Annotated in this window: 11 protein-coding genes; 8 read left to right on the top strand and 3 right to left on the bottom strand. The window is 61.0% G+C overall.

All coding sequences use genetic code 11. From position 1 onward, the window contains the following. Positions 1–98 precede the first annotated feature (98 nt). The 7 genes from ACIP1G_RS22320 to ACIP1G_RS22290 all read left to right on the top strand — a co-directional run bounded on the left by ACIP1G_RS22320 (position 99) and on the right by ACIP1G_RS22290 (position 7,085). Complete coding sequence (locus tag ACIP1G_RS22320; RefSeq protein WP_400740839.1) at positions 99–1,517, top strand: short-chain fatty acid transporter; 1,419 nt, start codon at positions 99–101, stop codon at positions 1,515–1,517. 227 nt (positions 1,518–1,744) lie between these two features. Continuing rightward, positions 1,745–2,287, top strand: a complete 543-nt coding sequence (locus ACIP1G_RS22315; protein ID WP_400740837.1) for a helix-turn-helix domain-containing protein — start codon at positions 1,745–1,747, stop codon at positions 2,285–2,287. A 259-nt stretch (positions 2,288–2,546) separates the two neighbouring features. Then, complete coding sequence (gene eppA, locus ACIP1G_RS22310; RefSeq protein WP_400740836.1) at positions 2,547–2,723, top strand: EPS-associated small membrane protein EppA; 177 nt, start codon at positions 2,547–2,549, stop codon at positions 2,721–2,723. Positions 2,724–2,987: 264 nt separating this feature from the next. Further along, positions 2,988–3,545, top strand: a complete 558-nt coding sequence (locus ACIP1G_RS22305) for a polysaccharide biosynthesis/export family protein (RefSeq protein WP_400740835.1) — start codon at positions 2,988–2,990, stop codon at positions 3,543–3,545. 24 nt (positions 3,546–3,569) lie between these two features. Beyond that, a complete protein-coding gene (locus ACIP1G_RS22300) occupies positions 3,570–4,685 on the top strand; it encodes a hypothetical protein (protein ID WP_400740834.1) in 1,116 nt (371 codons plus the stop codon). 19 nt (positions 4,686–4,704) lie between these two features. Continuing rightward, on the top strand, positions 4,705–6,267 hold the full coding sequence (locus ACIP1G_RS22295) for a GumC family protein (protein ID WP_400740833.1): 1,563 nt from the start codon (positions 4,705–4,707) through the stop codon (positions 6,265–6,267). An 11-nt stretch (positions 6,268–6,278) separates the two neighbouring features. Beyond that, positions 6,279–7,085 (top strand): CpsD/CapB family tyrosine-protein kinase, encoded by an 807-nt coding sequence (locus ACIP1G_RS22290; protein ID WP_400740832.1) that lies wholly within the window; start codon positions 6,279–6,281, stop codon positions 7,083–7,085. A gap of 146 nt (positions 7,086–7,231) precedes the next feature. Here ACIP1G_RS22290 and galE read toward each other — a convergent pair whose 3' ends face one another. The 3 genes from galE to ACIP1G_RS22275 all read right to left on the bottom strand — a co-directional run bounded on the left by galE (position 7,232) and on the right by ACIP1G_RS22275 (position 12,446). Next, complete coding sequence (gene galE / locus ACIP1G_RS22285) at positions 7,232–8,206, bottom strand: UDP-glucose 4-epimerase GalE (protein WP_400740831.1); 975 nt, start codon at positions 8,204–8,206, stop codon at positions 7,232–7,234. A gap of 107 nt (positions 8,207–8,313) precedes the next feature. Then, positions 8,314–10,920 carry a cellulase family glycosylhydrolase gene (locus tag ACIP1G_RS22280; protein WP_400740829.1) on the bottom strand — a complete coding sequence of 869 codons (2,607 nt, stop codon included), beginning with the start codon at positions 10,918–10,920 and terminating at the stop codon, positions 8,314–8,316. Then, positions 10,920–12,446 (bottom strand): O-antigen ligase family protein, encoded by a 1,527-nt coding sequence (locus tag ACIP1G_RS22275; protein ID WP_400740827.1) that lies wholly within the window; start codon positions 12,444–12,446, stop codon positions 10,920–10,922. Before ACIP1G_RS22275 ends, ACIP1G_RS22280 begins: the two co-directional genes overlap by 1 nt. A gap of 568 nt (positions 12,447–13,014) precedes the next feature. Here ACIP1G_RS22275 and ACIP1G_RS22270 point away from each other — a divergent pair. Then, complete coding sequence (locus ACIP1G_RS22270) at positions 13,015–14,481, top strand: FAD-dependent oxidoreductase (RefSeq protein WP_400740826.1); 1,467 nt, start codon at positions 13,015–13,017, stop codon at positions 14,479–14,481. Positions 14,482–14,510 lie beyond the last annotated feature (29 nt).

The raw sequence follows: 14,510 nt of genomic DNA, 5'->3' as shown, positions 1-14,510 counted from the left end.
TCACCGCCGCATTCGCGGGTAAACCCGCTCCTACAGGGGTTTTTGTGTTGCCTGGCAATACTGTTTCACCTCATAAAACCAATAAAAGGAATTGAACTGTGGCCGCTGAACTCCAAGACAGCCGTTCCGCCCGCTTTGCCTTGCGCTGTTCCAACTGGGCCGAACGCTGGTTCCCCGATTCCTGGGTGTTCGCCGCCCTGGCGGTGCTGCTGGTGTGCATTGGCGCCCTGGCCATGGGGGCCAAGCCGACCGATACCGCCAAGGCCTTTGGCGATGGCTTCTGGAGCTTGATCCCGTTCACCATGCAGATGGCCTTCGTGGTTATCGGCGGCTACGTAGTGGCCAGTTCGCCGCCCGCTGCGCGGCTGATCGACCGCCTGGCGCGCATCCCTGGCAATGGCCGTTCAGCGGTGTGCTGGGTGGCGCTGATCTCGATGCTGGCGTCGTTGCTCAACTGGGGGCTTTCGCTGGTGTTCGGCGGGCTGCTGGTACGTGCCCTGGCCCGGCGCACCGAGCTGAAGATGGATTACCGCGCCGCCGGTGCGGCTGCTTACCTAGGCCTGGGCGCGGTGTGGGCGCTGGGCCTGTCATCGTCGGCGGCGCAGTTGCAGGCCAACCCGGCCAGCCTGCCACCGTCGATCCTGTCGATTACCGGGGTGATCCCGTTTACCGAAACCATCTTCCTCTGGCAGTCCGGCGTGATGCTGGCGGCGCTGGTGGTGGTATCGCTGGTGATCGCCTATGCCACAGCGCCAGGCCCGAACAGTGCGCGCAGTGCCGAAGACTGCGGCGTCGACCCCAGCTTCAGTGCACCACCGGCACCGCAGCGTACGCGCCCGGGTGAGTGGCTGGAGTACAGCCCGATCCTGATCCTGCTGCTGGTAGCCCTGGCTGGCGGCTGGCTGTACCAGGAGTTCGCCACCAAGCCAGCGATTACCGCCATCTCCGGGCTCAACACCTACAACCTGTTGTTCATCATGCTCGGTGCCTTGCTGCACTGGCGCCCACGCAGCTTCCTTGATGCGGTGGCGCGTGCTGTGCCCACCACGACTGGCGTGCTTATCCAGTTCCCACTGTATGGTTCGATTGCTGCCATCCTCACCCAGGTGAAGGGCGTCGACGAACAGACGCTGGCCCATCACATTTCGCTGTTCTTCACCCAGATCGCCACCCATGACACTTATGCTGTGCTGATGGGCGTGTACTCGGCGGTGCTGGGCTTCTTCATCCCGTCGGGCGGCGGCAAGTGGATCATCGAAGCACCCTACGTGATGCTGGTGGCCAATGACCTGCAGTACCACCTGGGTTGGGCGGTGCAGATCTACAACGCTGCCGAAGCCTTGCCGAACTTGATCAACCCGTTCTACATGCTGCCGCTGCTGGGTGTGCTGGGGCTCAAGGCGCGCGACCTGATTGGTTTTTCGTTCGTGCAGTTGCTGGTGCATGTGCCGTTGGTGCTGGTGTTGCTGTGGGCATTGGGCACGACGCTGCAGTATGTGCCACCGGTGATGCCATGACCTGAAAGCCACGCGGTCCCTTGTAGGAGCGGCCTTGCGTCGCGATCGGGCCGCATGGCGGCCCCGGCTATTTCTGCTGCGAAGCTAAAAACCTGGGGCCGCTTTGCGGCCCGATCGCGACACAAGGCCGCTCCTACAAAAACACCGCGCAAGCCAGGCAGCCAGGCATTTCCTTGACAGTCCACGTATCATTGTCAGGCTGCCTTCGCCTGGGAAACCCGCGTCACATGTCTATCCGATTGAAACTGCTGCGTAAGAAACTGGGGCTGACTCTGGAAATGCTGGCCGACAAGACCGGCATGACCAAAAGTTACCTGTCCAAGGTCGAGCGCGGGCTGAACACGCCGTCGATTGCCGCCGCACTCAAGTTGGCACGGGCACTTAACGTCAATGTCGAAGAGTTGTTCGCCGAAGAGCAGACCCACCAGAGCCGCTACAGCCTGGTACGTCACGGCCAACGCCAAGCCCTGGTGGGTGACGGCGAAGGGCCGGGCTACGCAGCCCTCACCAGCCAGGTAGGGCAGCGTAACCTGCTGCCGTTCCTGATCCAGCCGCCGTCAACGTTCAGCGACCCTACCTTCAAGGAACACCTGGGCGAGGAATTCCTGTTCGTGCACGCAGGCCAGGTGGAAGTGGACTTCATGAACGAGCGGGTACTGCTGGAGCAGGGCGACGCCCTGCATTTCAACGCCCAGACGCCCCACCGGCTACGCTCAGTAGGCCCGCAGCCAGCGCAGTTGCTGGTGGTGGTACACCACGCAGACGAATGAAACGCAGGGGCTTGCTGCGGCCTCATCACGACTTTTGCCTTTCTCATCGGTGAAACGGTGCATCCAGCACTCATGACGCTGACATGCACAAATTGCATGCCGGTTATTTGACGATAAGGCTACTCACCCATTGAATTTTATTATGGTGTCGGATCATTGACGTAATGTCATAGTGCCCATAAGCTCAAATCAACAGCGAAACAACCCCCGCAACACCGCGCCAATAACTATTTGATTTTCCTCTTTAAAGGAGGGGCGTATGCGCACGGCTCTGATTATCAAATCGATGTTCTTGCTGGTGCTTTTGAGTGGCGCGGCTCGCGCCGCAGATTCGTATCTGAATCAAAACAGTATCATCCCTGTTTCAACCGCAGGGTGGTTCTTCGCATTTGCCGTTGTCGGCTTTGTGGCGGTGGCCAACCGCAGAAAGATCTGAGCCACTGATATGCCGGCGGCAGTTTGCCGGTGATGTCGTTGACACAGTGCTCGGCTTGTCAATTTCCCAACCGTTGCTATATTCCCAGTAGCCAGTGAAGGCCTACGGTTACAGGCATTGCAGCCCCAGGCTGCACAGCGTCAAGGTTAGGGCCTCCAGGAAGGTCGGGCCATCGCGGCGGGTGTAGGTCGCGAAGCGGAGCGAGAGTTGGTTTGCTGTTCTCATTCAGTGCTCTTTGTCGGGCCATTTGGCCGGAGGGACCCCATGATGCGTTCAATGTTTGCCGCGCTCTGCATGCTGACGCTGTGGTCCGGTGCCAGCAACGCCGACCAGAACAGTGCAGCCTACCTGCTCAGTCCTGGTGATGTGGTGATGGTTTCGGTGTGGCAGGAAGAAAGCCTGCGTCAAGAAGCCACCGTACTTCCCGATGGCAGTATTACCTTCCCCCTGGCCGGGCGCATCAATGTCGCCGGGCTGGATGTAACGGCAGTTGAAAAGCAAGTGGCTGCCAAACTCGAAAAATTCCTCCCCGACCCGAACGTCAGCGTTGTCGTCAAGAGCATCGCCGGCAACATGGTCTATGTCCAAGGCAAAGTGATCAAGCCCGGGCCAGTACAAATGGCCGGCCCTACCGCGGTGCTGCAGGCCCTGAGCATGTCCGGCGGCCTGGACAAGTTTGCTGACGAAAGCGAAATCAAGGTGGTCCGCGGCACTGGCGCTTCCCAAAAGATCCTGCCCGTGCGATATAAGGACCTGGTGACTGGGCGTGACATGTCCACCAACATTCAACTTCAGGCTGGCGATACGCTGGTCGTTCCTTGATCTTGCCTTTAATAAGAACACTTAATGCCTCTTCTTAGAACAACTAGCATTGCAACGGCAATCTTGGTCTTGCCGTTCACGGACACGGTCCTGGCGGCAAATTGGCAGTCTACGGTGGTGGTACCGACATCCGTCGAATACGACAGCAACCCTTTGTTGCTGTCCTCGGAGGAAAAGGGTGTAACGCGCACGATCATCGCGCCGGACTACACCCTGATCGGTACCTTCGACCGTGACGAATTGAGGTTGGGGCTGGGCATGCATGTATTGCGCTCGTCCGACACGGACGTGGTCGATGATCGTGAAGACCCCGATGTAAGCCTGGGCTGGCAGCGCACCACCGAACGTGGTCGTTTCGGCTTGCTGGCACGCTACAACGAAAGTTCGACCTTGTCGGGGACAGTGCTGGATACCGGTGTGGTCACCACCGACGGCACGCAAAAGCTCTACACATTGACGGGCAACTGGAGCCAGGCAATTACCGAGCGCAGCACCCTGAGCAACGAAACCACGTACAACCGTGCGCGATATGACATCAGCACGTTGACTGGCTATGACGAACTGGCGAACGTTTTTACCTGGACCTACGCCTGGAGCGAGCGGGCTGATGTGTATACCCGCTTCGGCGCCAGGCGTTATGAGCCTGAACAAGACCAGACCGCGACAGCCTCCAACAGCTACACCCCCGCAGTGGGGGTCAAGTACCAGCTCTCCGATCGCCTGAGTGCCGATGCACACGTAGGCGTCAACGAGGTTTCCGGCGACGAAGGTGGCCGACGCGGGGAGGGTGGGGTTTCGCTGCTGTATACCGGTGTGCGTTCCGACGCCAGCTTCACGGCCGAACGCAGCACGGTAGCCAGTGCCGAAGGCGGCTTCGCCGAGCTGGACCAGGTGCGTGGCGTGTGGAGTTATGCGGTCGGCGAGCTGACCCGCGTAGGTGCCGACGCCGCCTGGCAGGACAGCAAAGGGCAGACCCCGAATACACTGCAGACATACAGCGTATGGGCCAACCGCCAGATTTCGCCTTACTGGGACCTGCGCCTGTCGCTGATGTACAAGGAACGGCAGCAGGACCACGAAGCTGATGCGACCGCTACGATCGTTGGTTTGACGTTGACCTACAGGTACCCCGACATCTGAACCGCAGGCAGGTGGCCACATGAAGTCTGACTACGAGCTCTCCCTCAAAGATTACATCGCCATTATCAAGGACAGGGCCCTGGTGTTAGGGGTGAGTGCCGCAGTCATTCTTGCCGCAACGGTGGCCGTCGCCTTGGCGGTGCCACCGATCTACCAGTCGACCGGCACCATCCTGGTGGAGTCGCAGCAAATTTCCCCCGAGCTGGTGTCGACCAACAGCACCAGCTTTGCCGATGAGCGTATTGAAGTCATTCGCCAGCGGGTGATGACCCGCGAGAACCTGCTGCGCATCATCGGCAAGTACAACCTGTTTGCTGACAAGCGCCTTAGCGAAAGCGACAAGATCGACCAGATGCGCAGTGCCATCGTGGTCGAAACCCTGACTACCTACGTGCGCGGGCGCGGTGAAGCGACCGTGGCGTTCAATGTCTCCTTCGAGCACAAGCAGGCAGAAGTGGCCAAGGAAGTCGCTGACGAGCTGGTCGCGTTGTTCCTCAATGAAAACCTCAAGCAGCGCACCGAGCGGGCCAACGAAACCACCGAGTTCCTGACTCAGGAAGCGAACAAGCTGGGCGCCGAGCTGGCCAGCCTGGAAAACCAGCTGGCGGACTTCAAGCAAGCGCATGCCAATGCCCTGCCAGAGCACCAGACCCTGCGCATGAACATGCTGTCGCGCTCGGAGCTGGAGTTCCGTGAGGTCGATCGCGATTACAAGGCCGCCCAGGAAGAGCTGCGCTACCTGGAGCTGGAGCTGTCTGCGGCCAATGCCGGCCTGGCCACCAAGGCTGCCGATGGTGGCAAACCGGCGAGCGTCGACCAGCTTCAGGACCTGCCAAGCCTGAAGGCCGAGTATGCTCGGCTACTGACCCGCTACAAGGAAGCACACCCGGATGTGCTGGCGGTCAAGCGCCGGATCCAGGCACTCGAAACCAGTGGTAACCGCACGGCCGTGGCCTCTTCGGCCAACCTCGACGTCGCCCGCGTTCGTGCCAAGATGAGCGCCACGCAGGAACGCATCATTTCCTTGGCCGAACAAAAGCGCGAGTTGACCAGGAAGATGGAAGGCTACGAGGCCGAGATCCTCGAAGCACCGCAGGTCGAACGTGGCCTGGTGACATTGATGCGTGACCACGACAACGCACGCAAGAAGTACGAGGAAATCCGCGCCAAGGAAATGGGCGCGAAAATTACCGAAAGCCTGGAGCAGGAAAACAAGGCCGAGCGCTTTGTACTGCTGGAGCCGCCGTTGATGCCCGAGAAGCCGATCAAGCCCAACCGCAAGAAAATCGCGGCGCTGGGCCTGGTGCTGGCACCGGCGGGTGGCGGTGCGCTGGTGATGCTGCTGGAAATGCTCAACCAACGCGTGCGTGGCGTTGGCGCCCTGGAAAACCTGCTTGGCAAGCGGGTGCTGGTGGCACTGCCCTACATCGAAACCAGGGCCGATGTGGCCAGGCGCAAGCGCTGGCGTAACTGGCTGATCCTGGCGGCACTGGCGTTGGCGGCTATCATGGTAGTGCTGGTGCACGTGTTCTACATGCCTCTGGATGTGCTGTTGTACAAAGTCATGTCTCGGTTTGTATAGGGAAAGCAGTGATGGACAGGACCAAGCCGGCTGTTGGCAATAATCTTCATCAGGTTACCCCGGGCACCCCTCAGGCCTTGTCACCGGCACCCGGTACGGCACTGGCGGAAGTGCCTGGCCAGTTCGACTACGTGAACACCAAGGTGGTGGCGCTGCGCGCCGATCACCTGGAGCGTCACCGCATCGTGGCCTACAACAAGAATTCCATCATGAACGGGCCGATCGACCTGTTGCGCACCCAGGTGCTCAGGGCAATGGACGAGAACGGCTGGCGTACCTTGGCGATCACCTCGCCAACGCCTGAAGCGGGCAAGACGGTGCTGGCGATCAACCTGGCCATGAGCATCGCCCATCACACCACCAAGACCGCATTGCTGGTCGACTTCGACCTGCGCCGGCCCAAGGTCGGCAGCAGCCTGGGCCTGCCCATGGACAATGCGCTGAACGAGTTCCTGACGGACAAGGCCGAGCTGCAAGACTGCCTGGTCAACCCGACCCTGCCACGCTTTGTGGTGCTGCCAACGCGGGTGCCGGTGCCGTTGTCCACCGAAATGCTGTCGTCGCCCAAGGTCAACAACCTGATCAGCGAGCTGCGCAACCGCTACGAGTCGCGCATCTGCATTTTCGACTTGCCGCCGTTGCTCAGCTCGGACGATGCGATCACCGTGATACCCAAGTTCGATTGTGTATTGCTGGTGGTGGCCAACGGGATGAACAACAGGAAAGAGATCGAGGATTGCCTGCATCACCTGGGCACGGTGAACCTGATCGGGACGGTGCTGAACAAGGCCGACGAGCAGCCGCGGACCTATTACTAAGGCATTAGCGCGTAGGCATTGCCATACCGCGCCCCTGTGGGAGCGGGTTTACCCGCGAAGAGTGCGACGCGGTGTATGGCATCGGCTTCGCCGGTGTTCGCGGCTAAAGCCGCTCCTACAAGGGGCGCAAAGCGCCCCCAGAAATTTCAGCTTTGGCGCGTCATCCAGGGATACTGCAACTCCCACTGCCAGGCATGCCGCACAATCTGCTCCAACGAAGCAAACTCCGGTCGCCAGCCCAGCACCCGCATCGCCTTGCTCGCATCCGCCACCAGGCGGGGCGGGTCGCCAGCGCGGCGTGGGGCGTCAAGGGTATTGATCTGCCGCCCAGTCACGGCACGGGCAGTGTCGATCACCTGCTGCACCGAAAAGCCCAGGCCGTTGCCCAGGTTGAACGCGGCACGCTCGCCACCCGCCAGCAAGTAATCCACCGCCAGCGCATGGGCGGCCGCCAGGTCGGTCACATGCACATAGTCGCGTATGCAGGTGCCATCCGGCGTGTCGTAGTCGCGGCCAAATACCGTCACCGCCTCACGCCTGCCGGAAGCGGCCTGCAGGATCAACGGGATCAGGTGGGTTTCCGGGTCATGGCGCTCGCCCAACAGGCCTTCGGGGTCGGCACCGGCAGCATTGAAGTAGCGCAGGCACACCGACTTCAAGCCGTAGGCCCTGTCGAAGTCCTCGAGAATCTGCTCGACCATCCATTTGCTCAGGCCATAGGGGTTGATGGGGCCTTTGGCATGCACTTCATCGATAGGCACGTACTGCGGGTTACCGTAAACGGCGGCACTGGAAGAAAACACCAGGTGCTTGATTCCGGCATTCACCATGGCCTGCAGCAGGGCAAGGGTGGCGGCGACGTTATTCTGGTAGTACTTGCCAGGCACGCTGACGGACTCACCCACCTGGATGAACGAGGCAAAGTGGAACACCGCATCGAAGCGGCAAACGCCAAACAGCACGTCCAGGGCGGCTTCGTCGGCAATGTCAAGCTTGACCCACTGGATGCCGGGGCCAGGCGAGACCAGGTCTGCCACCACCACTTCATGGCCTGCATCGAGCAGGTGCTTGACCATGTGCGAGCCAATGTAGCCAGCACCACCGACAACCAGGAACTTCATCCGCACCTCCTGTGAACTGCTTTGGTTACAGACGCAGTGAACCGTCCCTGATAAGTTCAGGTGGCATGATCAGCTACAGATGCCTTGAGCGTAGAAGGCCATGTGCCCTATTTCAAGAACAGCCAGTTGGACATGTACTTGCCGTCGAAGGTGATCAGATAGCGCCCGTCCTTGTAGGTTGTTGGCAGCGCTTTCAACTGCGCCTGCGCATCCCGTGCGAACAACTTCAGGCCGGCAGGCGCTTGAATGCTGAGCGTGCCTTCCAGAGGCTCGACGTTGAACGGTATCTTGTATTCGCCCTTGGGCACGGCACGGGTGCCCAGCGACAGCAGCAGCTCGCGCGACTGGCCCAGGGGTTTGCCGTCCAGGCTTTGCACCACGACGCTGGCGTAGGGCGTTACTGTCTGCACCTCGATTGCGCCCAGGCTGATCGTGCGGCCACCCAGCCAGCCGGTGGCGGCCTGGGTCAGTGGCGTGTCGATGGTGTAGATACCCTTTTGCCAGTTGCGCTTGAGCTCGCCGGTATCGGTCACGGCTTCACTGGCGTCGGCGGCCAGCAGCGATTGACCTGGGTCGTGCAGCACCTGTGCGTCGGTGGGGATGGCGGCGGGTTTCAACCAAGGCAGTTCTGGCGTTGCTGGCAGGGCGATCTGCAATTGGCCTTTTTCCATGGCCGTGCGCAACAGCGGTGAGTTGCGCGGGGTTATCTCCTGGTTGTACAGGGTGGCTGGCGTCGGGGCGAATACGTAACGGGTGGTGGCCGGTTGCACATCCGCGCGGCGATAGAGCAGGGCGGCAGCGGGCAGGGTGGCGAGCAGCGCCGGGTCGTTGTAAGCGTGCCAGTTATCCGCCGTGCGCCAGCCTGGGTTGAAGGCCTGCTGGCTATAGGCGTATTGCATCAGTGCGTCCCAGCCCTGGTGGCTGGCAGTGCCGGCCACGTACAGCGGCAACGAATGGCGGTCGGGCAGCGGGAACGGCTCGGCGTTCCACTCGGTGACGGTCAGTGGTTTGCCGACCACTTGTGCCGCGGCGATCCAGTTGATCATGCCGTCGCTGGTCAGCGGGTTTTTCTCCAGTTGGCCAATGGCGCCATAGCTGTGGGCATCGATGACATCGCCCACGGTCAGCGCCGGCAGCGCGCTCAGGCCGTTGCCGCCCCAGGTGCTGGTAGTGGCGATCGGCACTTTCACGCCAAGGCCGCGCAGGTGCGCGATCATGTCGGCGTTGAAGCGTTGCTCCAGCTCGTTCAGGAACAGCTTCGACGGCCCATGCTCCCAGGCGCGCCAGGTAAGGTCGACAGGCAAATCATATTGTTTGGCGAAGGCTTTGGCCGCCTTCATGTAGCGCTCGCTGTGGCGCGGTACATCCTTGTTCGGCATCAGGGCGTTACCGTAATGCTGGGTAAGGTCGTTCTCGTTGGTGATCAGCACTGCGGCGATGGCCGGGTCGTCCTTGTAGGCCAGGCCGGTGTACTCGTTCACATGGGTCAGGTACTGCTCGGCAAAGCGCTTCATCGCCTGCTGGATACTGCTGTTCACATAGGCGTAGCCTTTCAGGTCGACGTGCTCCCCACCCTTGGCCAGTTCCTTGAAGTCGTCAATGTTGTCGTTGGCGGTAAGTGCGCGCTGCACGTGCATGTCCAGCCAGATATAGATGCCTTCGTCCTTGAGCGCCTTGATCCACAGGTCGAGCTTGCGCAGCGACTCGGCGCTGAGCTGCTGGGTATCGCGCACCAGCGTGCCGTCGCCAAACACGTTCGGGCTGACCCACGGCGAGTCGTGGTGGTGCAGGCGTACCAGGTTGAAGCCCAGTGCCGAAAGGCGCTTGGCCTGTTGGCGGATTTCTTCGTCGGGGCTTTTGAACAGCGAATAGGCGGACAGGTTGGTGCCCCAGAAGCGCACAGGGGTGTTGTCCTCGAACTTCAGTTGCTCGCCGACAGCCTTGACGAAACCATGTTTGCCGGCGGGCTTCTCTGCGGCATTGAGGAACGACAGGTCCACCGGCGCGGTGCGCCAGTCCAGTTGGTCGTTGGGCCAGCTGGCGGGGTCGGCGAGGCCGAAGCGCTCGGTGGGCGTGGGCCCCAGGTCTATGTCCCCGGTGATGTTCAGTACGGCCTTGACCTGCTGGCGGCCGGCACTGATCGGGTCCTTGTAGAAGAACGCACGCAGCTCGGACGGGTTGTTGCGCTCGAAATACACGTTGGCCAGCGGCGGGTCGAAGCGCATCTCGATGCGCCGGCCCTGGCCAGCCTTGCCCCACGACCAGCCGTGGTTGTCGGGCAGCAGTTGCGGGGCCCCCATGTCACCGGCAATCTGTGCCGGGTCAAACTCAAAGACCATGCCGCCACCCATCACCCCGGCCTGGCGGCTGTGGGCATTGAGGTCGAAGGCCCAGCTCAGGGTTTGCGCCTGCTCCTTGCGGATGTCTGCCGTCAGGTCAAAATCCAGCGCCTTGTTGCTGCCCTGCAGCGTGTAGTGGTAGGGGCCGTTGACCTTGAAGGTGGTGTCGAAAGCCGTCCAGCCCCAGTTGGCCGCCCAGAAGTCGAACTTGGCTTTCATCACCTGCCCACCGCCGCGCGTCACCGTGGGCAGGCCGTTCTGTTCTTCGACGCTGACCTGCCAGTCCGATGACCAGCCGGCCAACGGCAGCAAGGCAAGGCCAGCAATGGCCGAAACCCGCACGAAGCGGTGCAGGGTGAGCACGTTCATAGGCATTACCTGGGTTGAAGGCCGGGGTCGGGCAGCGCTATCGCCTGGCTGTTGTGGAGCCGGCGTACCATCTGGATGTAGGCCACGCCCAACCCGGCAATAGACCAGTACACCACCGGGATGAAGGTTATGCTGCTGACGGTGAAAATGATCACCAGGATGCCGATCAGCGTTGCCAGCAGCACCCGGCCGAGCTGGCGTCGCTCGTCGTCCTTTTCGGCAAAGCTGAGCATGGCCTTGCGGATACCCAGCAGCACCACGGCAAAGAACGCCACGAACAGGCCAAGCCCGACCAGCCCGACCCGCAGCGCCAGGTTGATGTAGGTGTTGACGATGTCGATGATGCCTTCACCCTGGATCATCGATTGCATTTCCGGGGTGTTGCGGAAGTCGAACGAGCCAAACAACGGGTTGCGCTGGATGACGATCCAGGAATTGTCCATCAGCCGCTCGCGGTAAGTGATGTTCTCTTTCTCGATGTTGCCAATGTACGGCAGCAGGTCCAGCACCTTTTCGCCGCCGGGCACCACGGTCAGCAAGGGCAGGGCCAGCATGCCGGCAGCTGCCAGCAGCGCCAGGCGCTTGACGGCCCTTTTGCCCAGGGCAATGAACACCACCACGATGACCACCGCGCCGATCCACGGGCCACGCGACAACGGTGCGAACAGCCCGGCGGCCAGCAGCAGGGCACCCATCAGCCGGTGCAGAGGGCGGCGGACATAACCCTGGACGAACAGGAACAGGCCGATGGCCACGCTCATCACATAACCCAGGGCAATGGCCTGCCCGGTGGTGACGCTGGCACGCAGCGAGCCACCACGGTTCAGGTAGCCGGACAAGCTCCACGGCACGCCCAAGGCGTCGACCAGGGCGCTGTACAGCAGCCAGTGGCGCACGTACTCGGCCACGGCGATCAAGGCCAGCACGAAAGACGTGAGCACGAACGCCAGCAGGGTGTCCTTGAAGTCGCTTAACTCGCGCAGCCCGCGGCTGGCGACGTAATACGGCAGGAACACGTCGACGTACAGGTACAGCGTCTGGCGCAGGGTGTCGGTCAGGGTGGTTTCACGCAGGTACAGCACGCTCATCAGCATCAGGCTGGCCGCCAGCAGTTTGTCGGGCCAGGTGCGGCCAAAGCGCAACGTGTCGCTTTGCTGGCGCAGGTGCAGCGCCGCCGGCAGCAGCACGCACAGAGTCAGCAGGCGGATGTGGTTGAGGTCGACCAGGTAATTGACCACGCCAAACCCAGGCACTTGCACCGAGGCGGGCGGGATCAGGAACAGCAGCATGTAGAACAAGGCCATCGGGTTGTGTTCGCGGCGCCCGGCGATGTACAGGATGACCGCGCCCGCACCCAGGTACAGCCAGAAGCTGTGCGAGAAAAAGGCCAGCAGGGTGAGCAGGAACCACAGGTTGCGCCGGCGCTTGAAATCGCTGAGCGGAATCAGGTCGGTGGCGGGCCGTCGCGCCAGTACAAAGACCACGCTTGCCAAAAACAAAATGACGATCAACGCACGAATATGTTCAGGCATTGGCTATGTACACCTTTCCTTCGGTGGGCAACGGCTAGCGGCATGGCTAAATGAAACTATAGTGACTTTTAGCTAATCAGTCAGAGATTGAAGTCATGCAGTCGATTGATGTGTCTGTCACCGTGAGCCTGCGCAAGCAAGCCCTGAAGACCGGGTCATGTAACCCTGTATCGACAGTGGCGTCACCGCTGATGTGCCTTGGCTGCGCTTCAGTACCCCTGCGATTTTCCGCTGTCGGCCGGCGCCTGAGCATCACTCAGCGCCAGCGTGTTGACGCCAGAAATTTCCTGCTTACATTGCGCTATACATTGGCGCATCAGGTGTGGTTGTAATGCGGTTGGCTGGGTAAAACTTCAAAGCGTACAGGTCACGGGATCATGGGGAAGCTCACATTTTGTACCGCGCAGTTGGGCCGTAGAGGCTTTCTCCAGAGTTGTGTCTTGCTTGGCGCAGGTACTGCGGTATTCGGTGCCGGCGCAGCGGTTGCGAGCAAACCTGTCGAAAAGCCCGGTTTCGTGGTGATCAACGGTTGGGTATTGCCGTCCCGTTACTTCCGGAACGAGCCGGCATGATCAGCGATTATCAGCAGCACAAGACGCTGCGCGACAGCTACGACTTCTGCATCATTGGTGCTGGCCCGGCAGGCATCACGCTGGGCTTGCGCCTGGCCAGCGCCGGCTGGAGTGTGTTGCTGGCCGAAGGCGGGGGCCGGGAGTATTCACCGCTCTCGCAAGGTTTGTACGCCTGCACCTCCACGGGCCTGGAGTTGTACGCCGAAGAAACGCGCCTGCGTTACCTGGGTGGTACATCCAACCACTGGGCGGGCCGCTGCCGCCCGTTTACCCCGTCCGATTTCACCATCGAGCCCCCGGGCAACCTGCCGGGCTGGCCCATTCCCTATTCAGAAATCGAGGGTTACCTGCCGGCGGCCATGGACATCGTCGACTTGCCGCCAGGGTCGGATTTTCATGCAATGAATGCCGGCCTCAATGGCGGCGACTTCGAACCAGACCGCTTTCTGCTCAGCACACCGACACGCTTTGCACAAAAGTACGCCACGGCGCTGGAGCAGACCAAAGGGCTGGACGTGTTCATCAACTGCAACTGTGTGGACCTGGAATTCGACCAGGCCTCCGGCCACCTGGCGGCGGTGATCTTGTCTGACTACGATCGCAACCGCCAACGCCTGGTGGCCAGGCAGTTCATCCTGGCCACGGGCGCCATCGAGAACGCTAGGCAACTGCTCAACAGCCAGTCGCTGCGGGCGGCGGGTGTGGTGAGCAAGGACGGGCTGGTCGGCGGGTGTTTCATGGAGCACCTGAATATCGACCTGGGTACGTTCATCCTCAATTCCGGGGAAGACCCAGAGCAGCGCCAGTACTACACCACTGATGCCTTCGTTGCCGAGTACAACGCCGGTAAAGGCAATGTCACGGCCACCTTGCTGGCCGAGGTGCAGGCCTACGGGCGCACCGCCCAGGTCAAGCATTTTCTCGAGAACCTGGCGTGTGACATGGGGATTGCCAACAAGGTCTCCTTTGTCGCCAAGTTCAGTTGCCCCGGCGACGGCGTCATCAGCACGATGATCGAGCAGTTCCCCAACTTGCACAGCCGCATTTCACTGCTGGACGAGCAGGATGCGCTGGGTGTGGCCAAGGTCAATGTCAACTGGGCATTGAACGCCGAAGACAGGCACACCATCAAGTGCATTGGCAGCGAACTGGCCAAGCAGTTTGCCGACATGGACCTGGGCTTCGTCAAACTCAACGATTTTGTCTATGACACCTCGATACCCCTGAAGATGGCGCCCCATGCCCACCATATGGGCACCACGCGCATGGCAGCGTCGCCACAATTCGGGGTTGTCGATGCCAACTGCAAGGTGTTCGGTACCGAAAACCTGTATGTCGCCGGCAGCAGTATCTTCGCCAAGGGCGGTGCCTCCAACCCGACCATGCCGCTATTGCAGTTTGCTGTGCGGCTGGCCGACCACCTCGATGCCAAGATGAAGGCGGCCAACGGCGCCGCTGCGTGATGTTTGTAGTACACGGGTTGAGTGCGCTG

Source organism: Pseudomonas sp. NPDC089392 (assembly GCF_044749595.1).
Taxonomy (GTDB): Bacteria; Pseudomonadota; Gammaproteobacteria; order Pseudomonadales; family Pseudomonadaceae; genus Aquipseudomonas.
This window is presented reverse-complemented; position numbering and strand designations above follow the sequence as displayed.